Source organism: Comamonas sp. A7-5 (assembly GCF_039581385.1).
In the GTDB taxonomy this organism is placed as follows: Bacteria; Pseudomonadota; Gammaproteobacteria; order Burkholderiales; family Burkholderiaceae_C; genus Comamonas; species Comamonas thiooxydans.
Map to the genome: position 1 here is coordinate 34075 of NZ_JBCPWO010000016.1, position 22368 is coordinate 56442.

Here is a 22368-nt window from a genome sequence, read left to right on the forward strand (position 1 = left end):
ACCCTCAAAGATTGCTCACTGACCGCGCTGGTAGCGGTTGACGGCTCTATTGTGCTCGTCCAGCGAGGCGCTGAAATGGCTGGTGCCGTCGCCCTTGGCCACGAAATACAGAGCCTTGGTCTGATCGGGCTGCACGGCCGCCATCAGCGCCGCCTTGCCGGGCATCGCGATCGGCGTGACGGGCAGGCCCGCACGGGTATAGGTGTTCCAGGGTGTGTCCTCCAGCAGATCGCGCTTGCGCAGATTGCCGTCAAAGCTGGCCCCCACGCCATAGATCACCGAAGGATCGGTCTGCAGGCGCATGCCTATGCGCAGGCGGTTGGAGAAAACGCCGGCAATCTGCGCCCGGTCTGCAGCGCGACCGGTTTCCTTTTCCACGATGCTGGCCAGAATCAGGGCTTCATCGGCGGATTTGAGCGGGGTATTGGCCGCCCGCATGGCCCAGGCATCAGCCAGACGGCGATCCATGGCATGCAGCGCACGGCGCAGCACGGCCATGTCCGAGCTGCCCTTGGCGTAGGTATAGGTATCTGGGAAGAAGCGGCCTTCGGGCGGCACGCCCGCGCGCTCCAGTGCCGTCATCACGGCTTCGTCGCTGAGCCCTGCGCTGTCCTGCTTGAGGAATTCCTCACGCGCCAGCGCCGCTCGCACCTGACGCCAGTTCCAGCCTTCGACAAGAGTCAGCGCACGCAGGCTTTCCTCGCCCCGCGCCAGCTTTTGCAACAGCACATAAGGTGTGAGACCCGTGCTCAGTTCGTAGTTGCCGGCCTTGATGGCGCGGTCCTTGCCCGAGAAGCGAAACCACGCATAGAGCAGGCGCGCATCGGTTTGCACCCCGGCCTTGACCACGTTCTGCGCCACGCCACGCGGCGTGGTGCCGGGCTCTATCTCCAGCTCCAGATTGGGCTCGGACAGCTGCAGCGGCTGGTTCAGCCACCACCAGGCGCCGCCGGCCGCGAGGGCAGCCAGAAGCAGCAAAAATATCAGTGCTCGAATAAGGGCACGCACAAGCTAGATCCATCAGTACACAGAGCGACGATCATAATTCAGCCATGACCCAGCCCAAGACGCTGCCCCTGAACGGCATTACCCCCATTTCCCACCTTGGTGTCATCCGCGCCGTTGGCGCCGACGCAGCCAGCTTTCTCCACGGCCAGTTGAGCAACGATTTCGCGCTGCTCAAGTTCGATCAGGCCCGCCTTGCGGCTTTTTGTACGGCCAAGGGCCGCATGCTGGCCAGCTTCATCGGCTTCAGGCGCAGCGCTGATGAAATCGTGCTGATCTGTGACCGCAGCCTGCTGGCCCCCACGCTCAAGCGCCTGTCCATGTTTGTGCTGCGCGCCCAGTGCAAGCTCAGCGATGCGACGGCTGACTTCGCCCTCTACGGCCTGGCTGGCCAGGCCGCCGAGCAGCTTGCCGGCAAGAATGCGGCCGCCTGGGCGCTCAAGCAGCAAGGCGATGCCCATGTGATCGCGCTCTACCCCGCTGCAGGCAACCAGCGTGCGCTTTGGGTAGGCCCTGCGGGCCAGGCCCCCGAAGGACAGTTGCTGAGCGAAGACCTCTGGCAATGGTCCGAAGTCCAGAGCGGCGTGGCCACGCTATCGGCTCCCGTGGTCGATGCCTTCGTGCCTCAGATGCTGAACTACGAATCCCTGGGCGGCGTTAACTTCAAGAAGGGCTGCTACCCCGGCCAGGAAGTGGTGGCCCGCAGCCAGTTCCGCGGCACGCTCAAGCGCCGCGCCTATCTGGTTCATGCCGAGCAGGCTCTGAGCGTCGGCCAGGAAGTCTTCAGCGTCGAAGACCTCGAGCAAGCAACCGGCACCGTGGTGCAGGCAGCAGCAGCTGTGCAAGGCGGCTGGGATGCCATCGTCTCGATGCAGATTGCCTCTTCCAGCCGCGACGATCTGTTTGCCCATGCGGCGCTGGCCGAAGGCCAGAGCGCCGATGCAGGCAAGGGCATCGGGCTGCAGGTCCTGCCCCTGCCCTACGAGCTGCTGGCGGATATCTGAACGTCTCGGGCCCGCACTGCCGCAGGTCTGGCAGTGCGGGCCCGGCCACCGCTAAACTTTACTTGCACCTGGGTCATTATCTTTTCCTAAAAAAGATAGCAGACCCCGAAGGCTGGCTCTGCGTTCGCATTGATTCCTCCCACTTGCTGGACGACAAAGTCCTGCCGGATGGCAGTGGGCTGCGACGCCTCAACGGCCAGACTTTGCTGGAGCCCGCAGCGCAGCTGCAGCGACCGCCTCCACCCCCAGCATTGCCAGCACCAGCGCCGTGCAGCTGGCCCAGCAGACCGTGGCGGCCTGCAGCGCCGACGGCTACAACGCCAGCGCCTCGGTGTGGACCGCTTTGGCGTGCTGCTGGCCATGGTGCTGGGCGGCGTGCCCCTGAAGACCGGCAATGAAACCCTTGGTGCCATTGGCGTGGCCGGTGCGCCTGGCGGCCATCTGGACGAAGCCTGCGCCCAGAAGGCCATCACCGCGCTGAAGGATCAGCTGCAGTAAAGCTGCCGGCACGCAGGCTAAAAAGAACAGGCTTCGAGCCTGCGTGCGGCAAGGCCTGCGAAGCAGGCCGCCGCAGAGCGCTCTCGCCAGCGGGTGGCCCCCACCTTCAGCCGCCCGGTCACCTCTGTCCCGGACCTCGCCCGAACAGACTCAGAAGACCCCGTAGCGATAAGCCACATAGGCAGCCGCCGCCACCCCGATCAGACAGAGGACGGTCATGATTCTTGCCATGGGTGCTCCTTCACATCAAGCATCAAATCGGGCTTGAACGCCTACAGATAAAGCGCTATAAGCTATCAAAAAAAAATGTATCAAAGTACTTTGCACATGGTGATGTGGGGAATGCCGGCCTCCTCATAAGGCTCGCCTACCGGCGTAAAGCCTGCGCGCAAATAGAAGGCTTCAGCATGGCGCTGCGCGTGCAGCACGATTTCCTTGTCACCGCGATCGCGCGCCGCATCCATCAGGCTTTCGAGCACCATGCGCCCCCAGCGGCCGCCGCGCACGCTGCGATCCACGGCCATGCGGCCGATACGCCCCACGCCCGGCGCATCGCTGACCAGCCGGCCCGTGGCCACGGGCTGGTTCAAGCCGTTGAACAAGACCACATGACGCGCCACAGGGTCGAGCTCGTCGATCTCGATCTCGCGCGGCACGCCCTGCTCGCGCACAAACACGGCCAGGCGCAGGCGCTCGGCGTCGCGCCCCAAATCGTTCCAGCTGCCCGAGCGCAGCGTGACGACCTCCTGCCCTGCTTCATAGGCCGTGAGCAGATCCCGCATGGCCTGGGGAACGGGCCTGGGGGTCTGCGTCGCCGCGTCGGCAAACACATAGACCAGCTCCACGGTGTTGAGCAGCTCCATGCCTCGGAAGATGCCTGCCTCGAACTGAAGCGAGGTATTGCCCTGTTTGACGCAGCGGATGCCGACATCCAGCACATCGCCCAAAGTGGCCGAGCCGTGATAGACCGTGCTGGCCTTTTTCACAAACAGCTCGCCGCCCAGCGATGCAAAGCCTGCCTCGTAAGGAATGGCCAGCTGGCGCCAGTAGTTGGTGATGGCCACATCGGCATACATCAGATAGTGGGCATTGAAGACGATCTTCTGCGCGTCCACTTCGGCCCAGCGCACCTCGATACGGGTAAAGCTGCGAAAGTCCTGTCGATTCATGGTTCTCACTCTGGTTTCAATTCAATCCAAACGCGCCGCGCAAGGCCTGCGCCATGTCACGGTGCGCCTGACGCGCCTCGGCAATCACGCGGCCCATCTTGACGAACTCATGGGTCACGCCCTTGTAGATTTCCAGATCCACAGGCACGCCTGCCATGCGCAACTTGTCAGCATATTCCACGCCCTCGTCCACAAGGGGATCGCACTCGGCCAGGCCGATCCAGGCGGGTGCGACATCGTCGACATCGGGGGCCAGCAAAGGAGCGAAGCGCCAATCCTCGCGATCCTGGCGTCTGGCGATATATTGCGCAAAAAACCAGGTGATGGAAGCTTCTTCAAGAACCAGTCCATGGGCAAAGCGGCGATGGGAGTCGGTATCCTGGTGCGCCGTGGTTCCCGGATAGATCAGCAGCTGCAAGGCAAGCTTGAGGCCGGTGTTGCGCGCTTCGATGGCACAGGCTGCCGCCAGCGTACCGCCGGCGCTGTCGCCGCCGACAGCCATGCGGCTGCCATCCGCCCCCAGGCTCGCCGCATGGGTCGTCAGCCACTGCAGCGCATCCCAGGCATCGTTATGTGCAACGGGGAACTGGAACTGCGGCGCCAGGCGGTAGTCCAGCGACACAACCATGCAACCCGCCAGGTGTGCCAGCTGGCGGCAAAGCTGGTCATGCGTGGCCACGCTGCCTACCGTAAAGCCGCCACCATGCAGATACAGCAGCGCAGGCAAGCCCGCAGCGGGGGCTTCATCGCGGGTCACAGGAGCATAGAGGCGGGCCGGCAGATTCGCTCCGTCGCGTGCGGGAATCTGCAGGTCCTCCACACGGGGCAAGGCCTGCTTGGGGATCTCAAGCACGCCGGCGCCAGCTTCATAAGCCGCCTTGGCAGCTTCCGCACCGAGCTGATGCATGGGAGTGCGCGCGGCCCGCTCCATGCGACGCAGCACATCGCGCATGGATGGTGTCAGACTGGCTGGCAAAGCCGCAGAAGAATCGGACATGATCACGACGGTAAAAAAACACAGGATGGCATTGTGCGTTGCAACTCCGAAGTCTGCAGGCCAATGCCGACAATTGTTGGTAATCGATACCGTCGCAGACGTTCCAGGGAGCCAGCCCATGACAAGCAGCAGCACGGCGGCAGCCACGGGATCCCGGTGAAGCAGGACCTGCGGCAGGAGCATCCAGACCATCAGTCCGTAGAGCAGGCCCGACATGCCGACATCGTCGCTCACCTGAGTCGAGGTGAACCACAACAGCAAAGAGACCAGAACGGCCAGAGAGCCCATGCAGGGCCTGTGCATCGCGGCTGCCCATTCCGCCCGCCAACACAGCGGCAAAAAAGCACGCTCCTGCAATTCCTGCGAGTACTGCCTGAGAAGACGCATGAAGGTGTCCTGTGCCAGATCCTAAGCATCCTGCACACAATGCACTCGCCGCTTCAGCCAGTTCAGCTGCCATCCTTGGTGGTCGCAATAGAGCGTGTGCAGAAGAGAAGAAGAACTAGCTTGCGCACCAGGTAGGGCTCAGGGGAATACCGGTCTGCCCCGGCGATGAGTCGCCCACCGCTCCAGGAAGGGCCTTCAGGCGTCCGCCAGGCAGGCAATGGCCCAATGATGGGAAGAACTTCAGATGTCGCTTTTTAGGCTCTGTAAGCCGAATCACAAATAAATAACAATCATTCTCAATTACATCTATACTCGGCTTTACATTTCTTCGCACGCCAGCATGATTTCTTGACGCAAGCCAGCCAGCGAATCGACTGCATCGTTTGGTTGTCTGTCATGCTGAGCTCTCCGTATACCTGCTTTTCCTCGCCAAGGGTGATTCACCCGCGCTTTGTCGTTGCAGCACCTGTCTGCGGCAATCCTTGCCGCCCAGCGCCGGCACATCAGGAGGCGGTATGAAAGCCACATCGCCCCTTACTCACTACCGCCTTGCGATTGCCTCGCGCAGTTTGGCTGCCGTCCTTGGAGGCTATGCGCTGGCCGCATTCAGTACTGCTGCCCTGAGTCTGCTGCTGAGTTCCCTGATGAGCCGCGTGGAGGCGGTGATGACCGCCACCTTGCTGTCCTGGGTCATCTACGCCATGGCTATTGCCTGGACCTTCTATGCACGCACGGCTTGGCTTGCCTGGGCCGGTGTACTCCTTCCTGCCCTAGCCCTAAGCGCAGCGCTGTATGGGCCATTGTGGTTGGGGGTGGAAGCATGACCGCTCCTCAAACCAAGACAAGCGCCAGAACCACGCGTCAGCCCGAGCAGGAGGGTTTTCGCCAGGCCATGTCCTGGCTGCACACCTGGTCGGGACTGATTCTGGGCTGGCTTCTGTTTGCGATTTTCGTCACCGGCACGCTGAGCTTTTTCAAGAACGAATTCAATCTGTGGATGCGACCCGAGCTGCATGGCCTGCCACTACCCGACAGCGACGTTGCGCAACGCGCCCAGGCGGCGCTGCACGAGCACGCGCCGGGCGTCAGCAACTTCATCATGCGTCTGCCCGATGAACGTACGCCGGCCGTCAATGTACTGTGGCGCGACAAGCCCAACAGCCGCTTCGAGACTTTGCTGCTGCACCCGCAAACCGGGGCCGCACTGCAGGCCCGAGAGACCGCTGGCGGAGAATTTTTCTACCGCTTCCATTTCGAGCTTCGCACCGCTCACAAGGGCCGCTGGACGATCCAGGGCCGCTGGGTGGTGGGCGCGGCGACGCTGATGATGTTCATTGCCTTGCTGACTGGCGTGGTCACGCATCGCCGAATCTTCAAGGACTTCTTCACCTTTCGCCCGCGCAAGGGCGGACAGCGCGCCTGGCTGGACGCACACAACGTCTCGGGGGTACTGGTGCTGCCGTTCTATCTGATGATTACGTTCAGCGGTCTGATGATTTTTCACGCCATGTACATGCCGGCCGGCATAGCCGCTGCCTACCCTGGCGCAAAAGGAACGGATTCGCAAAGCTATTTCTCCGAGTTGCAGGGCGATGTTCCCGGTGCGCGCAGCGCCAGGCGTGGCAGCAACGCACAGGCCGAACCCCTGCCCATGCTGGATCTGGGCCCCATGCTGAGCCAGGCCAGTCAGCTGTGGCATGGCGGTCGTGTCGGCAGCATCACCGTGCGCAGCGACAGCCAGGGCCCGCTGGTGGAGATCACCCGCCACGACGGCGACAGGCTGCAATACGGACCAGCGCGGCTGCGTTTCGATGGCCGCACCGGCCAGCTGCAAACCCAGGTCGATCCGCAAAGCCCAGCCATCAAAACCTATGGCGTGCTCTATGGCCTGCATCTGGGGCGTTTCGCCGATATCGGGATGCGCTGGGTGCTGTTTGGCTTTGGCGTCATGGGCTCGCTGATGATTGCCTCGGGCCTGATACTGTGGTCGGTCAAGCGCCGCGCCCAGGCCCTGCGCAAGACACCTGCCGCCCCCCTGCCCTTTGGCGAACGGCTGGTGGCAAGTTTCAATATCGGCCTCATGGGCGGTCTGCCGCTGGCGATCGCGGCCTATCTGTTGGCCAACCGGCTGCTTCCATTGGAGATGCCAGGCCGCCCCGATGCCGAACTGTCCTGCTTCTTCGGAACCTGGGCGCTGGCCTTGCTGCTGGGCCTGATCCGGCCCACGCGCCAAGGATGGGCACTGGTGCTGGGCATGGCCGCCACCGCATACCTGCTATTGCCTTTGGTCAATGCCTTGACCACTTCAACGCATCTGGGCATCAGCCTGCCGGCCATGGACTGGAGCTGGGCCGGCATGGACCTGAGTTTTGCGGCCATGGGGCTGATGCTTGCCGCCCTCACCCGACATCTGCTGCAACGCAAATCCCAGCCTGCGGCCAGACATGCGCTCCCCGCCAAGGCTGCGGCAGCCCCGGGACGCAAGCCCGGCTCCCAAGGGATCCCTGGCGACAACACTGCGCAGGAGGCATAGCAATGCTGCTCGACTTTCTGTTGTGCTTTGCCGCCTGGACGGCTCTTGCCCTGGCCATGGACCGACACCATGAAGACGCTTGGCCGGATATCGATAGTGAAGCTCCCGCCACAGTACTGCGCCGCCAGCGCCTGTTCCAAGCCGGCTGGATCCTGCTGGCCTTGTCACTGGGCATTGCTCTGGGCTTTCCGGGCGCAACCACCGCAGCCATGTCGGCCACCGTGTGGACGGCCGCTCTTTGCCTGGCGGCTCTGGCCGCCACCAGCATGGCGACCTGGCAAGCGCAGCGCCTGCCTCTGTTTGGCTTGATGGCACTGGCACTGGGAATACTGGTTTTTACCTTCGACCGCCTCGGTCCTTGACGGACTGCACTCGGAACCCGCAGGGGCCACGAATCAGAGAGTCGCTGAGCATCAATGACTGAGAACCCAGGCAGCTATTGATGCAACAGGAATCCCGATCATGACCGGGCAAGGACATTGCATGCACATCGCGATGCAGCAGCCGCCTCGGCCCTTGCATGGCTGGCCGTGGCCAATCGATTGAACAAGAGGTGCAAGGAAAGAGCACAGGGCCATACAAGAGATCAACAGGCGCTCTTTTCTTGGAATCCAGACCGGTGCTTGAGTCTGGATATCGGGCAGAAGACCTTCACTCGTGCAGAGCAATTCATTCACCTATCCAGCATCCAAGGAGATTTTCATGCGCAATTTTCATCATCCCATTGCTCTCGCCACTCTGCTGCTTGCCAGTCTGGGCACAGCCCATGCTCATCAAGTCTGGCTGGAGAACGATGGCGGCCAGGCCCAGTTGTTTTTTGGTGAGTTCAATGACAACCTGCGCGAGACTTCGCCCGGTGCATTGGACAAATTTCTGGCCACACCCACGCTGGCCCAGCAAACAGCCAGCGGCACGCTGCAACTGAGCGGCCAGCGAAATGCCACGGGTTTTAGCTACAACGCGGCAAGCCAGGCCCAAACCCTTTTTGCCAGCGCCTCCTATCCCTTGATTGACCGCAGCAAGCGCAATGAACCAGCTTTGCTGTGGGTACCTGCGGCCCGCTGGGTAGCAACGCCGACACAGGCCGTGGCCGTCAATGCCCAGGCCCTGGATTTGGTGCCCACGGGCCAGCAGGGCCAATTCATGGTGAGCTTCAACGGTCAGGCCCTGCCCAAGGCCAAGGTGCAAATCGTCGCCCCCTCGGGCTGGTCGCGCGAGGCGCAAAGCGACGAGCAGGGCCGGGTCAACTTTGCCTTGCCCTGGAAGGGCCTGTACGTGGCCGAAGTGCATCACAGCGACAAGCAAGGCGGCGAAGCGCAAGGCAAGCGCTATGGCGAAGCCAGCTATGTGACCACGTTGAGCTTCAGCGTCAAGGACGGCATGCCATCCCCCGCCCTGCCGTCCGCCATCAAGCCCTGACGCAGAGCCTCCCATTCACTCCAGCAACCGCTCCAACCAACCCTGATGGTCATTGTCCGTGACCATCTATTTGACAACAGCATCATGAACTACCCATTCCCCGGCGTACCCAGCCGACCATCGCTGACCTTGCTCAGCGCCCTGGCCTGCCTGAGCCTGGGCACTCAGGCACAGACCTCGCTTCCCGCACCCAGCGCAGACGGCAGTGCCGAAGTCATGCTGGCCCCCGTTACCGTGCAAGACAGCCTGGCCGGCGAAACTGCCACAGGTCCGGTCAGCGGCTTTGTCGCCCGGCGTGCGATCTCGGCCACCAAGACAGATACACCCTTGATCGAAACGCCGCAATCGATCAGCGTGGTCACGCGCGACCAGTTCGAAGCCCAGGGCGTGACCACACTGCGCGAAACCACACGCTACACGGCGGGCATCAACTCCAGCTATTTCGACAACCGCGTGGACTCTTTCAAGGCCCGCGGCGGTGATGTCAGTCAGTACCAGGACGGGTTGCTGCGCACTTACGGCACCTACAACAACATCAAAGTCGAGCCCTACACGCTGGAGCGCGTGGAATTCCTGCGCGGCCCCTCCTCCGTGCTTTATGGCCAGGGCAGCGTGGGCGGTGTGCTCAACCTGACCAGCAAACGCCCCCAGGCCGAGCGCATGCGTGAGGTGCAGATACAGCTGGGCAGCCACGGCCGCAAACAGATTGCCAGCGACATGACGGGCGCCATGGACGACGAAGGAAAGTGGCTCTACCGACTGGTGGCCGTTGGCCGCGACAGCAACACCCAGGTCGATCATGTCAAGGACGACCGCGTGGTGATTGCACCTTCGCTGACCTATCGTCCCAGTACCGATACTTCGCTGACGCTGCAAGCCCTGTACCAAAAGGACAAGAGCGGCTCCATCACCCAGTTCTTTCCCTGGCAGGGCACGCGCCTGCCCAGCCCCTATGGGCAGATTCCGACAAACACCTTTATCAGCGAACCGGACTGGGACAAGTACGACTCCGAAAACAAGTCCTTTGGCTATCTGTTCAGCCATCGTCTGAGCCCTCAATGGACACTGCGTCAGAACCTGCGCCGCACCATCAGCGAGGTGGACTACCGCACGCTCTACACCAGCTTTGCAGCCAACGCAGCCACGGGCCGTCCGGCACGTCCGGTGTTTGACGCCAACGGCCGCACCGTACAGCGCGATGCCGTATGGCAGATCAATGGCGGACGCATGCTGCTGGTCGACACGCAGCTCGAAGGCCTGCTGCAAACCGGTGAGGTTCAGCACCAGCTGCTTGCAGGCATGGACTGGCAGCGCAACACCAGCAACCAATCCAACTGGCGCGGGCCAGGCACGGCGCTGGATGTCTACAACCCCGTGTATGGCACGTTCACGCCGCCCTCTGCCTCCCGGCTGGTACGTGCGCCCAACGTGTCACAGCGCCAGCTCGGTTTCTATCTGCAGGACCAGTTGCGTTGGGGCCCCTGGACCGCGACAGTAGGCTTGCGTCACGACAAGGCCAAAACCGAGACCGAAGGTCGCCCGGCAGCGGCTGCCGACGACTCTGCCACCACCAAGCGCCTGGGTGTGACCTACCAGGCCGGTGGCGGCTGGGCTCCGTATGTCAGCTACACCGAGTCCTTCCAGCCACTGGGCGGCGTGGACTTCTACGGCACGCCGTTCAAGCCCCAGCGCGGCAAGCAGTTGGAAGCCGGCGTGAAATGGATTCCCGAGGGCAAAGGCATCTCTGGCTATGCCGCGGTTTACGGCCTGCGTGAACAGAATCGCAAGACCAATGACCCAGGCAACCCGCTCAACAGCCTGCAACTGGGCGAGGTCAAAACCCAGGGCTTTGAAGCCGAGCTGATCGCAAGCCTGGCCAAAAACTGGGACTGGACGCTGGCCTACGCCTATACCGACGCAAAAATCAGCCGCAGCAACGCTGGCGACCAGGGGCAGCGCGTGGCCTCGGTATCGCGCCATATGGCCTCCAGCTGGCTGATGCACCGATTTGCCGCTCAGGGTCGCGGAGGCTGGAGTCTCGGCGCCGGTCTGCGCTATATCGGACCGCAGTGGAGCGGCACCTCTGCCATCGACACGCCCTCATCCCTGCTGGCAGACGCGATGGTGGCCTATGACGCCGGCGACTGGCGCCTTGCCCTGCATGCCAACAATATCGGCGACAAGGTGGTGATCACCCAATGCCTGTCGCGCGGCGACTGCTTCTACGGCGAACGCCGCAACTTTCTGCTGACTGCCACCTATCGTTACTGAACGGGCAGGCAATGCGAACAATGTCCAGCCGCCACTATGGATCCGAGGCGAAGGCGTCAAAGACACCTTCTCTTCAGTTGTGAGGTCGGCTGGCAAGGCAGGCTGCGTTTGATTGAAGTGCTGCACGCAAGCGGCTGGAGAACCTCATTTCAGCGCAGCAAATTCGTTTCTGAGCGCCTTGGCGCTGCGCTGATAGGCGCGCGGTGGCAAACCGCACCAGCGCTTGAAGGCGCGGGCAAAAACACGCTCTGACTCGTAGCCGCAATCCTCGGCGATCTGGGCCAGCGGCAAACCCGATTCCAGTTGCTGGGCTGCATGGGCCATACGCTGCTGCTGCAGATAGGCCATGGGCGATTCTCCAACCAGCGCCTTGAATTTTTCGGCAAAGAGCGAGCGCGACATGGCAGCCTCCCTGGCCAGGGCCTGCAAGGTCCAGCCATGGCTGGGGCGACCGTGGATGGCGGCCATGGCCCTGGCAATCTGCACATCGGCCAGACCGCGCACCCAGCCTTGACCGCGCTGCTGCTGTGCGGCGAAATGGTTGCTGAGCACGTGGATCAGGACCAACTCACCCAGGCGCGCGGCCGCCAAACGCCAGCCGGCGCGTCGCGCCAGCGAGTCCTCTATCAGAGTCTGCAGCATGTTGCCCAGCATGGCCGGTGGAGCTGCCTGCGCTGCAGGTATGTGCAGCAGCGGCGGCAGCAGAGTCAATATGGAGTGCCTGCAGTAGGCCGATATCCAGAGCAGCACCGAATCAATGCGGGTCCGGGCCCCGCCTCCGCCATGCTCGAACGTCAGAGGATTCTCGTCCTTTGGCCCCTGGGCAAAGCGCTCGATCATGCGTGCGAACGGAACCGGTGCCAGTGCGAGGTCCGACGCAATTACGTGCGGACTGCCCAGCGGCAGCACCACCAGATCGCCAGGAAAGACCTGCAACGGTGCCTGGCCTTGTACTTGCAGCCAGTACGGCTGCCCCTGGGCGACGCGGATCATGGTCCCAGGCACTCCCTCGGACGCCAGCGCCCAAGGCTCACCCAATGAAAAGCTGGCCGTCACCGCGCGCTCGGCTCGACAGATGGCCAACACGTCGCTTAAATGGTCGCTGCTTTGTTTCATGGAGGATTCCGGACGATTTGTGTCATTTTATGGATGCTTTGCGCTTCACGTGACAGGCGGCCTTGTCGACACTGGCAGGCACCGTATGCGGGCTGCCTGCGCAGCCCGGAACGTGCAAACCATACCCATATCAAGGAGCAAGCATGTCCAAGACACGATTGAAAATAGGCATTGTGGGAGGCGGCATTGGTGGCCTGGCCGCCGCCAACGCGCTGCACCGCAGCGGACACGAGGTGACGGTGTTCGAGCAGAGCCGGCAATACCTGCGCGTGGGCGCCGACATCAATCTGACGCCCAATGCTGTGCGCGCACTAGACGGACTGGGCGACGGCATTGCGGCGGCCGTACGGGCTTCGGCAGCCCGCCCAACGCACCGTATCAGCCGCACCTGGGACAACGGCGAGGAAACATCGCGCCTGACCATGGGCAATGAGGCCGAGCGTCAATACGGTGCGCCACAACTCACCATCCATCGCGCCGACCTGCTGGCTGCGCTGGCCGATGCCTTTCCCCATGAGCAGGTGAAGTTCGCCAAACGCGTCAACCGGATTGTGCAAACCGATGCCGGTGTTGCCGTGGAATTTTCCGACGGCGCGCGAGTCGATGGACTGGATGCGCTGATAGGCTCGGACGGAATTCATTCGGTGGTGCGCACATCCCTGTTTGGCGCAGAGAGCCCGCGCTTTACCGGTGTGGTGGCATTTCGCACCGTGGTGCCCACCGAGCGTGTGCGCCATGTTCCCGATATCGGGGCCTTCACCAAATGGTGGGGACCGACTCCGGACAGCCAGATCGTGACCTTTCCGCTCAATCAGGGCCGCGACACCTTTATCTTCGCCACCACGGCGCAGGAATCCTGGCATGAGGAATCCTGGACCACCGAGGGCAGCGTGACCGAACTGCGCAGCTTTTATGCCGGCTTTCATCCACATGCACGAGCCTTGCTGGATGCGTGTGACAGCGTGCTCAAGACGGCTTTGTATGAACGCGACCCGCTGCCGCACTGGTCGCAGGGACGCGTGTCGCTGCTCGGCGATGCCAGCCATCCCATGATGCCGTTCATGGCCCAGGGCGCCGGCATGGCTATCGAAGATGCCGTGGTGCTGGCCCGCAACCTTGATGCAGTGCAGGATGCCGAAGGCGTTGCGCAAGCCTTGCAGAACTACGAGGCCATGCGCAAGCAGCGCACCAGCCAGATCCAGATAGGCTCGCGAGGCAATAACTGGCTGCGTGCCGGAGGCAATGCCGACTGGGTCTATGGCTATGACGCGTGGCAAGTTGCTTTGACGGCCGAGCCGGTTGCCTGCTCTACCTAAACGACAGTACACCCCGGCAGTGTTGCCCTGCGCAGCGCCTTCGGGGGTTGATGGTGCGGTCTTGAACGAGCATCGTGGCGCTGTCGGCATCTGGCGAAAAACCACGGTGCATGGCTGGCAGGCACCCATGCCTTGCTTGGCCCATTGCATGAGCCTGCCTCTGCCCATGAGCAAGAAAACAGGCGTCTGCGGGAGCGCATCTTGCCATGGTGGATCCGGATCTCGCCAAGCGCTGCTGACTTGCGAGACATGTCAGAGGACGGTGACGAGCGGCCTCGGAAGCCAGGTGAGAAAGTATTGGCCTGTGACTTCCAGCCGCTGCTTTGGAAGTTGCGGACCCCGGCCCTCATTCTCAAATGGCGCATCAACCGGCGAAGCACATTTAATGTGCGGATGACCCCGCCTGCAGCATGCGGAAATTCGTGCGTCTATATGTGTTGCAACAGCATCCTGGCGGTTGTCCAACACAGGGACACAGGAACTATTCCATACCTGCTTCATCCTCGCCGGACAAAGCGCCTGCTTTCTCGCAATGTGCACGCAAGCGCATCAGCGCGTTGTACATGGCATTGCGCTCATCTTCAGGCAATGCCCGAATGGCGGCAGCCTGGCTGGCACGCGCCAAGGGCATGACCTGTGCATGCAGGGCCTCGCCCTGTTCGGTGACCTGACAAAAAATCTTCTTGCGCGGCGTATTGCCTTCACCCTGCAGATCCACCAGGCCTTTGGCTTGCAGCCGCTTGAGAGCGCGGCTCACCAAGGCCTTGTCCGAGGTGGACTGAATGACCAGATCCGAGAAGGCCAACCGCTTCGAGTGAGCAATCAAGGCCAGCAAGCGCCACTCAGAGACCGTCAGATCGTGTTTCTCGGCATAGGGCACGGTAATCGTGCGCCGCAGAGCATTTCCCACCTGGCTCATCAAGGTGGTGATGAAGTCGTCCACCGTCAGTCCATCACCTTGCGCGTTCAAGTGCGACCAGGGCGTTTCACACGTTTTCTTGTTCATGCGCCATTGTTCCACCTTAAATAACAAATTCACATGTCAATAGTGAAAACGGCAATTTGATCGATCAACCATAGGCGTATAACTCCGTCTATTGTTTCTCTTGCGATTCGTTGTTTCATTAATGAATCAATTGAGATTGAGCGCCAGATTTATACCCACGGCCCAAGGAGAGGCGACCATGTCAGTTGATAGACGCCAGTTTTGCTTTACCGCGCTTGCCTGCGGCACGCTGCTTGCCCAGCCGGTGCTTGCCGAAGAAAGTTATCCAAGCAAGCCCATCACGGTGATCGTGTCCTACCCGCCGGGCGGGGATACCGATGCAATCGCCCGCCTCTTTGCCGACAAGCTCAGCCACAGGCTCAAGCAGACCGTGCTGATCGACAACCGTCCAGGTGCCGGCGGTGCGATAGGCAACGGTATGGTGGGGCGTGCACGCGCCGATGGCTACACGCTGCTGTTCACGCCCAACCCGTTCACCACCGCGCCTCTGGTCATGAAGCTGTCGGGAGCTGCGGCCTACGACGTACTCAACGGCTACGAAGCCATCATCAATACAGCCACTCAGCCTCTGGTGCTGGTTACGAGCCCGAAAATGGGGGTCAAGAATCTGCCTGAGCTGATTGCCAGGGCCAGGAGCGGCGCCACCGTCTCCTATGCCAGTCCGGGAGCCGGCTCGCCCATGCATATCGCTGGCGAATGGCTGAACAAAGCCGCAGGCGTGAAGCTGTCTCATGTTCCCTACCGCGGCGTCGGCCCGTCAGTAACCGATGTCGTGGCCGGGCATGTCGATACTGCCTGGGTCACCTTCGGGCCTGTGCGCCAGTATCTGGACTCGGGCAAGCTGGTCGCGCTGGCCATTGGCGATACCAGGCGCTCATCGCTTGCACCAGCTGTGCCGACACTGGCGGAGCTGGGCTACAAGGATGTAGCCGTCAGCGCCTGGAACGGCTTCTTTGCTCCCAAGAAGACCCCAGCCGCAGTGATCAATCTGCTCAATGAGCACCTCAATGCCATTTTGCGTGAGCCCGAAGTCGTGGAAAAACTGGCTGTCTTCGGAGCCCTGCCGGCCGGCGGCTCGCCCAAGGTGCTGACCGATCTGAATCAGCGCGAGTACATGGTGATGGGCAAGGCCATCAAGGAACTGGGCATCGTGGCCGAGTGAGCTCGATGAATCGTGCAGGCGCAGTCCTGGGCGATTCAAACAGACATCTCAATGACGTGGCAGAAGCCTCAGGTCCACAGGGACCGAGGCCCTCTTGCCGCGAGGTACGGATATGACATCTGCTCTTTCATCTCAGTCCACGCTAGGCATGGACACTCCCCAGGTAACGGCCAAGGCCAAGGTGCTGGGCCGAGCCATCTATGCGGGAGACCTGAAACTTGCCGGCATGCTGCACGGCAAGGTTCTGCGCAGCCCCTACCCGCATGCGCGCATCGTTCGCATAGACACTGCCGAGGCACGCGCTCTGCCCGGCGTCAAGGCGGTTCTGACCGGCGACGATGCGCCTGCCAATCTTTGGGGGGCGCATCACAAGGAACGCGCCGTTCTGGCCAAAGGCGTGGCGCGCTATTGCGGCGAAGAAGTAGCCGCGGTGGCCGCCGTTTCCGACGAAATCGCGCGTGATGCGCTGGATCTGATTCGGGTGGAGTACGAAGAACTGCCCGCCATTCTGACGCCCGAGGAAGCCATGGATGAGGAAGCCTTCGGCATCCATCCAGGGCGCAACAATGTGGGCCACCATATCCAGTTCGAGCGCGGGGATGTGGATGCAGGCTTTGCCGCTGCGGATCTGATTCACGAAGCCAGCTACACAACTCACTCGCAATACCCCGGCTATATGGAGCCCATGGCCACCGTGGCCTCGCTGGACCCCGATGGCCGGCTGGTGCTCTACACCTCGACCCAGGCAGTGAATCTGGTGCGCATGCAGGTGGCCATGACCCTGGGTCTGCCCATTTCCCGCGTGCGGGTGGTGCAGGCGGCGACCGGTGGCGGCTTCGGCGGCAAGATCGTGGAGGACGACAACCAGTTGCTTGCCGGCCTGCTGGCCCTGCATACCGGACGTCCGGTGCGGCTGGTCAACAATCGCCTGGAGGACTTCCAGGCCGCATGCGCCAGCGTGCCCGAGCGCATCACCCTCAAGCTGGGCATGCTCAAGGACGGCCGCATTGTCGCCAAGCAGGTTCGCATCATTGCCGAATGCGGTGCCTATGCAGGCCTTGCCGGTGATGTGATGCACGTCAGCGCCATGCGCAGCGACAACATGCACCGCAATCCGAATGTGCGTTCGGAAGCGACGCTGTACTACACCAACAATCCGCCACGCGGTGCCTTCCGGGGCTTTGGCGGAACGCAGATGCAGTTTGCGCTCAACAGCCATATTCATACCATGGCGGAGAAACTGGGCCTGGATCCGGTGCAGGTGCACAAGCTCAACGCACTCAAGGCAGGTGATGTCTCAATTCACGGCTGGCATATCGGCAGCACCGGACTGCTGGAGTGCATAGACCAGGCAACCGAGGCCATAGGTTGGGCAAGCAAACGCCAACGCGTCAAGCCCAGCGGCATCAAGCGCCGCGGCGTGGGCATGGCAGCGGCCATGCATGTGAGCGGCAACCGAACCATCGGCAACTGGGATGGTTCGACCTTGGTCATCAAGATCAATGAGGACGGTCGAGTCTTCATCATCAGTGGTGAATGCGATATGGGCCAGGGGGCAAGCACCATGCTCAGCCAGATCGTGGCCCATGAACTGGACTTGCCTCTGGCCGATATTCATGTGCTTGCACCCGACACCGATGTCGCACCGGTAGCCGTGGGCACCCTGGCTTCACGCGTCACCATGTCGGGCGGCAACGCGGCCATCATCGCCGCGCGCAAGGTGCGGCAAGAGTTGCTGAGCCTGGCTGCCGAGCGCCTGAATACCCCCTCAGACGCACTGACGCTGGAGGGCGGTGCTGTCTATGTAAGTGCCGATCCTGAACGCCGCAGCACCCTGGCCGATCTGGCGCGTCAGCATATCTGGCGCCATGGCGGAGGAGGCATTCAGGTCACAGGAACCTGGGACCCCAAGACCGTCATGCATGACGACAAGCTCTACGGCAATATTGCCGCGGCTTACTCCTACGCAGCCCAGGCCGTTGAAGTTGAAGTGGATATCGAGACCGGCCAGGTCAGCGTCATCGACAGCTATGTCGCCGACGACTGCGGCAAGGCGCTCAACCCCCTTGCGATTCACGGCCAGACCAATGGCGCCACCGTTCAGGCCATAGGCTGGACGCTGTATGAGCAGTTGCACTACGAGGGCGGGCGCCTGGCGAACGGCAATTTCGCGGACTACAACATGGCCACCGCCGATGCCGTTCCCATGCTGCGTGGCGGCCTTGTGGAATCCAACGACCCCAACGGCCCCTATGGCGCCAAGGGTGCCAGCGAAACCGCCATCCTGCCCGGCGCGCCAGCCATAGCCAACGCCGTCTATGACGCGATTGGCGTGCGCATCACCGATCTGCCCATCACCCCGGAAAAAGTGCTGGCTGCATTGCGCGACAAGCAGCAGCAAGGAGCAAGCCATGCGTGAATTTGATTTTGCGGAGCCCCGCTCGGTTACAGAGGCCAGCCAGATGCTGGCCGAGTACGGTGACGATGCACGCATCATCGCGGGCGGGTCGGCGCTGATGCTGGCCATGCGCCAACGCATGCTTGCGCCCACGCACCTGATCTCGGTGGCAAGGCTGCCCCGGCTGCATGGCATCGATTTCGATCCGCACCAAGGTCTGCGTATCGGGGCCATGAGCCGCCATATCGATGTGGCTCGCTCCGAGCTCGTGAAGGCGCATGCACCGGTGCTGGCCCGGATGGCCGCCCAGGTGGCCAATCCGCAGGTGCGCAACCAGGGCACGATAGGCGGCAATCTCTGTTATGCCGACCCATCCACGGACCCGCCCGGCTGTCTGATGGCCCTCGACGCCTCGGTCGTTCTGGGCAGCACACGCGGAGAACGCGTGCTGTCGATGGAAGAGTTCCTGGTCGACTACTACACCACGGCCATGGAGAGCGATGAGCTACTGCTGGAAATCCGGGTGCCGCTGCAGGCGCCCGGCACCCAGGGGGAATACACGCGCTTTCTGCGCACGGCAGCAGAGCACCGCCCCCTGGTCAGCGTGGCCCTGGTCGTGCAAAGAGAGGGGCAGATATGTCACCAGGCACGTCTGGCTATTGGGGCATCCACGCCCATTCCCACCAGGCTGCGCCGTGCCGAAGACTGCTTGCGCGGCAAGACCGTGAATGCGCAGCTCGCTTCAGAGGTCGCAAGCATCGTGGCCGAGGACATCCAGCCGGTCTCCGACCTGCGGGGCAGCAGCGAGTTTCGCCGCGCCATGGTGCGCACGGTGACCCGCCGCACGGTGGCCACGTTGTTTGGAATCGATATCAATGAAGGAGTTGCGGCATGAGCACGCATCGCATCGAATGCCAGGTCAACGGCGAATCGCATAGCGCCGAAGTCGCGTCGCGGCGGCTGCTATCGGATTTCCTGCGAGACGACCTGCATCTGACAGGCACCAAGCGGGGTTGCGAAACCGGAACCTGCGGCGCCTGCTCGGTGCTGCTGGACGGCGAAGTCATCAAATCCTGTCTGATGCTGGCCGTGCAGGTTCACGGACGCAGCATCACCACCATCGAAGGGCTGTCCGCCAACGACAAGCTGCACCCCCTGCAGAAGAACTTCATGCAGTGCGGCGGCCTGCAATGCGGCTACTGCACGCCGGGTTTCATCATGGCCTCCTGCGACCTGCTCAAGAACACTCCCCAGCCCAGTTGCGAGGAAGTGCGCCACGGCCTCAGCGGCAACCTCTGCCGCTGCACCGGCTACACCCAAATCGTGGAATCCGTGCTGCATGCAGCACAGGAGATGCATCATGGAAATTGAAAAAACCCTGTCCGTTTCAGCCCCTCCCCAGCAGGTCTGGGATCTGCTCCTCAATCCCCAGATCATGGCCGGCGCCGTGCCCGGGATGAAGTCCATCGATGTCATCAGTCCCACCGAGTACGTGGCGGAGATGCACCAGAAGATTTCCTTCATCAGCGCCAAGTTCAAGCTCAAGACCAAGATCGTCGAACAGAAGGCCCCGGAATACATGCGCGTGGAAGGCACCGGCGAGGATGCCTCGGTGGCCAGCTCGCTCAAGCAGACCAGCGAAGTGTTCCTGACGCCTGCTGCCAACGGCGGCACCGATTTACGGATCAAAGTCAATGTCGACGTGCTGGGCCGCCTGGGCGCCTTTGGCCTGTCGGTCATGAAGACCAAGGCCGATCGTCTCTGGGAAGAGTTTGGCAGCAATCTGGCTGCTCGCCTCGAGGCCGGTGGGTTGATCATTGATGCGGCACCACCTTCCACCGTCGGCCCCTCGACAGCGCCCACCATGCCTTCATTGGCCGAGCAAGCTGTCGCGAGCCCTGAGATCAAACCTGCCGCAGCGCCGACCGTCTCCTCTAGCAAAGTTCCGCAGGAACAGATGGAAGCAGCCATCACAGCCTCGACACAGGACACATACAGCGAAGCCGGCTGGTGGGCCCGCATCTTCGGAGGTGCTCGCAATGCACGCCGCGCCGGCCAGGTCATACGCGTAGAAGTGCGTCAGATGGACAAGACGATCTGTGTCGAGTGGCCTGCCACAGCTGCATCCGAATGCCGGGAATGGCTCCAGTCTCTGCACAAGTAAGCACTTTTTTTGCTCCGACCAGTAAGGAGGCTCACGACTCAACAGCTCAATCACATCAAACCACGCATGCAAAAAATACTGAACGACATTAAAAATTGGAGACATTCATGCTGAAGAAGGTAGCGAGCGCCATTGCGCTTCTGGGGGTGGGAGGGTTGGCACATGCACAATCGTCCGTACAGATTTACGGCATCATGGATACGGCCGTCGAAACCATGAACAACGTGGGCGCAACCAAGTCCAGCCTCACACGCATGCCCAATCTGACGGGCAGCGTTCCATCGCGCCTGGGCTTTCGCGGCCGCGAGGATCTGGGAGGCGGATTGAGCGCATCCTTCACGCTGGAGATGGGTATCGGCCCCGACAGCGGAGCTCTCAACCAGGGCGGTCGCGGTTTCGGCCGCCAGTCCTTCGTCAGCCTCAATGGCCCCTGGGGATCGCTGGGGCTGGGCCGTCAATACACCATGCTGTTCTGGTCCGTACTCGACGCTGACGTGATCGGTCCGAGCCTGCACAGCATGGCCAGTCTGGACAACTACTTTCCCAATGCACGTGCCGACAATGCGATCTCCTACAAGGGCACCTTCTCGGGCCTGACGGTCGGCGCAACCTATAGCCTCGGCCGCGATGCCGTCAATGCGGGCCCCAGTCCCGGCGGTACCAACTGCGCGGGTGAAAGCAGCACCGACTCCAAGACCTGCCGCGAGTGGTCGGCCATGCTCAAGTACGACACCACGACATGGGGAGCGGCGCTGGCGCATGACGAGCTGCGCGGCGGTCCCGGTGCTTTCGCAGGGCTGACCAGCAGCGACAAAGTCGACAAGCGCACTATGCTCAACGGCTATGTGAAGCTTGGTGGCGCCAAGATTGGTGGTGGCTATATGCGTCGCAAGAATGACGGCTATATCGCATCGCCGCGCAACGACCTGTGGTTTGTGGGCGTGACCTACCCCCTTGGGCAATGGAGCGTGGACGCCCAGTACAACCAGCTCAAGTACAAGGACAACGCGGACAAGGGCCAGCTGCTGGTACTGCGCGGTACCTACAACCTGTCCAAGCGCACTTCGGCCTATGCCTCGCTGGGCTATATGAAGAACAGCGGCAATGCGGCCTTTGGAGCAAGCAGCGCTCAAGCTGGTGGAACGCCAATGCCTGGCGTCAACCAGACTGGCTTTGGCATGGGCTTGCGCCATACGTTCTAAAGCCGGTGCCAATCAGCGGGTGCGGGTAGCCTGGTGGCCTGCACCCGCTTTTCAGAAGAAGAAGTGACAGTCCCCCAAGGCGGGGCTCGTTCACCAACATAGACCGGGCATGTCTACCTGCCCATGGGCAGTCCAGGTCGGCATGAGAAGAAGCTGACAACAATGTCACCGCGCTGTCCCGCTTCTGTTGGGGTCGGATTTCTAAGATCCACACATCTCCTCCTTACCTCTATCAAGGCCTGGGAGATTGTGTTTCACCGACTTTCTTAGGAGCTATCACCATGTCTCAACGTCGTCTCTCCATCGCATCCGTATTTGCAAGCGCAGCAGCAGTAGTAGCTGTACTAGCCATGCCGGGGATGGCTTCGGCAGCCTACGAACACCCAGCCAATAACGAGCAAGGCGTGACTGTTCATCCGGAACATTTCGTGAGCCAGAAGACACGTGATCAAGTCAGGGCCGAAACTGCGGATGCGATGAAAAGCGGCCGCCTGTCGTATGGAGAAAGCAACTTCCCCAACTTTGCGCCCCCTGCAGGTCCCGGTAAAACACGCGAAGAAGTGATTAACGAATTGCTGCGCGAATCTCCAGCAGCGCGGGAAGCTCGGTTGCAGTCCATCGCTCGCTGAGGCCTATAGAGGCCTTGTTGGGCCCCCGGTCTTACTTGACCAGCATTGCGCGATGCGATGACCGGCATGCTTGATCTGGCCACCGGCAGCAA

General features: G+C 61.8%; 19 protein-coding genes and 1 pseudogene. 15 read left to right on the forward strand and 5 right to left on the reverse strand.

Annotation, left to right across the window (positions count from 1 at the left end; all coding sequences use genetic code 11):
* Positions 1–15: 15 nt before the first annotated feature.
* Positions 16–1008 carry an endolytic transglycosylase MltG gene (mltG, locus tag AAIL67_RS20820; protein WP_343484759.1) on the reverse strand — a complete coding sequence of 331 codons (993 nt, stop codon included), beginning with the start codon at positions 1006–1008 and terminating at the stop codon, positions 16–18.
* A 44-nt stretch (positions 1009–1052) separates the two neighbouring features.
* Here mltG and AAIL67_RS20825 point away from each other — a divergent pair, with 44 nt between their 5' ends.
* Both AAIL67_RS20825 and AAIL67_RS20830 read left to right on the forward strand, forming a co-directional pair.
* Positions 1053–2009, forward strand: coding sequence for a folate-binding protein (locus AAIL67_RS20825; RefSeq protein ID WP_343484760.1), 957 nt, complete (start codon positions 1053–1055; stop codon positions 2007–2009).
* A gap of 211 nt (positions 2010–2220) precedes the next feature.
* Positions 2221–2507 (forward strand): annotated as a pseudogene (locus AAIL67_RS20830) (heme-binding protein); the annotation flags it as partial.
* A gap of 311 nt (positions 2508–2818) precedes the next feature.
* Here the strand turns inward: AAIL67_RS20830 and AAIL67_RS20835 are convergent.
* Together AAIL67_RS20835 and AAIL67_RS20840 are read right to left on the reverse strand one after the other, a co-directional pair.
* Positions 2819–3676: a GNAT family N-acetyltransferase gene (locus AAIL67_RS20835; RefSeq protein ID WP_034356690.1), complete on the reverse strand. Its 858-nt coding sequence runs from the start codon at positions 3674–3676 to the stop codon at positions 2819–2821.
* 16 nt (positions 3677–3692) lie between these two features.
* Positions 3693–4673, reverse strand: coding sequence for an alpha/beta hydrolase (locus AAIL67_RS20840; protein WP_224651094.1), 981 nt, complete (start codon positions 4671–4673; stop codon positions 3693–3695).
* Positions 4674–5575: 902 nt separating this feature from the next.
* On the opposite strand from AAIL67_RS20840, the gene AAIL67_RS20845 reads away from it, so the two are divergent.
* The 5 genes from AAIL67_RS20845 (at position 5576) to AAIL67_RS20865 (ending at position 11283) form a co-directional block, all read left to right on the forward strand.
* The gene (locus AAIL67_RS20845; protein WP_343484761.1) at positions 5576–5884 is read left to right on the forward strand and encodes a DUF3649 domain-containing protein; all 309 of its coding nucleotides are present in this window, start codon (positions 5576–5578) and stop codon (positions 5882–5884) included.
* Positions 5881–7593, forward strand: coding sequence for a PepSY-associated TM helix domain-containing protein (locus tag AAIL67_RS20850; protein WP_343484762.1), 1713 nt, complete (start codon positions 5881–5883; stop codon positions 7591–7593). The genes AAIL67_RS20845 and AAIL67_RS20850 overlap by 4 nt, the downstream gene beginning before the upstream one ends.
* A 2-nt stretch (positions 7594–7595) precedes the next feature.
* Complete coding sequence (locus AAIL67_RS20855) at positions 7596–7955, forward strand: DUF3325 domain-containing protein (RefSeq protein WP_034381224.1); 360 nt, start codon at positions 7596–7598, stop codon at positions 7953–7955.
* Positions 7956–8295: 340 nt separating this feature from the next.
* Positions 8296–9012 carry a DUF4198 domain-containing protein gene (locus tag AAIL67_RS20860; protein ID WP_034356725.1) on the forward strand — a complete coding sequence of 239 codons (717 nt, stop codon included), beginning with the start codon at positions 8296–8298 and terminating at the stop codon, positions 9010–9012.
* An 84-nt stretch (positions 9013–9096) separates the two neighbouring features.
* Positions 9097–11283, forward strand: a complete 2187-nt coding sequence (locus AAIL67_RS20865) for a TonB-dependent siderophore receptor (protein WP_343484763.1) — start codon at positions 9097–9099, stop codon at positions 11281–11283.
* Positions 11284–11427: 144 nt separating this feature from the next.
* On the opposite strand, the gene AAIL67_RS20870 is transcribed toward AAIL67_RS20865, so the two are convergent.
* Positions 11428–12399 (reverse strand): AraC family transcriptional regulator, encoded by a 972-nt coding sequence (locus AAIL67_RS20870; RefSeq protein ID WP_343484764.1) that lies wholly within the window; start codon positions 12397–12399, stop codon positions 11428–11430.
* Between the two features lie 143 nt (positions 12400–12542).
* Here AAIL67_RS20870 and AAIL67_RS20875 point away from each other — a divergent pair, with 143 nt between their 5' ends.
* Positions 12543–13715 (forward strand): FAD-dependent monooxygenase, encoded by a 1173-nt coding sequence (locus tag AAIL67_RS20875; protein WP_343484765.1) that lies wholly within the window; start codon positions 12543–12545, stop codon positions 13713–13715.
* Between the two features lie 481 nt (positions 13716–14196).
* Here AAIL67_RS20875 and AAIL67_RS20880 read toward each other — a convergent pair whose 3' ends face one another.
* Positions 14197–14721 carry a MarR family transcriptional regulator gene (locus AAIL67_RS20880; protein ID WP_343484766.1) on the reverse strand — a complete coding sequence of 175 codons (525 nt, stop codon included), beginning with the start codon at positions 14719–14721 and terminating at the stop codon, positions 14197–14199.
* Positions 14722–14899: 178 nt separating this feature from the next.
* On the opposite strand from AAIL67_RS20880, the gene AAIL67_RS20885 reads away from it, so the two are divergent.
* From AAIL67_RS20885 to AAIL67_RS20915, 7 genes are all read left to right on the forward strand, one after another.
* Complete coding sequence (locus AAIL67_RS20885; protein ID WP_343484767.1) at positions 14900–15883, forward strand: tripartite tricarboxylate transporter substrate-binding protein; 984 nt, start codon at positions 14900–14902, stop codon at positions 15881–15883.
* A gap of 112 nt (positions 15884–15995) precedes the next feature.
* Complete coding sequence (locus AAIL67_RS20890) at positions 15996–18302, forward strand: xanthine dehydrogenase family protein molybdopterin-binding subunit (RefSeq protein WP_343484768.1); 2307 nt, start codon at positions 15996–15998, stop codon at positions 18300–18302.
* A complete protein-coding gene (locus AAIL67_RS20895; RefSeq protein WP_343484769.1) occupies positions 18295–19176 on the forward strand; it encodes a xanthine dehydrogenase family protein subunit M in 882 nt (293 codons plus the stop codon). Before AAIL67_RS20890 ends, AAIL67_RS20895 begins: the two co-directional genes overlap by 8 nt.
* On the forward strand, positions 19173–19652 hold the full coding sequence (locus AAIL67_RS20900) for a (2Fe-2S)-binding protein (RefSeq protein WP_343484770.1): 480 nt from the start codon (positions 19173–19175) through the stop codon (positions 19650–19652). The genes AAIL67_RS20895 and AAIL67_RS20900 overlap by 4 nt, the downstream gene beginning before the upstream one ends.
* Entirely contained in the window at positions 19642–20445 is an 804-nt protein-coding gene (locus AAIL67_RS20905; RefSeq protein ID WP_343484771.1) for an SRPBCC family protein, read from the forward strand. The genes AAIL67_RS20900 and AAIL67_RS20905 overlap by 11 nt, the downstream gene beginning before the upstream one ends.
* A 107-nt stretch (positions 20446–20552) precedes the next feature.
* Positions 20553–21647, forward strand: a complete 1095-nt coding sequence (locus AAIL67_RS20910; RefSeq protein ID WP_343484772.1) for a porin — start codon at positions 20553–20555, stop codon at positions 21645–21647.
* A gap of 281 nt (positions 21648–21928) precedes the next feature.
* On the forward strand, positions 21929–22276 hold the full coding sequence (locus AAIL67_RS20915; protein ID WP_343484773.1) for a DUF4148 domain-containing protein: 348 nt from the start codon (positions 21929–21931) through the stop codon (positions 22274–22276).
* The last annotated feature ends 92 nt before the right edge of the window (positions 22277–22368 follow it).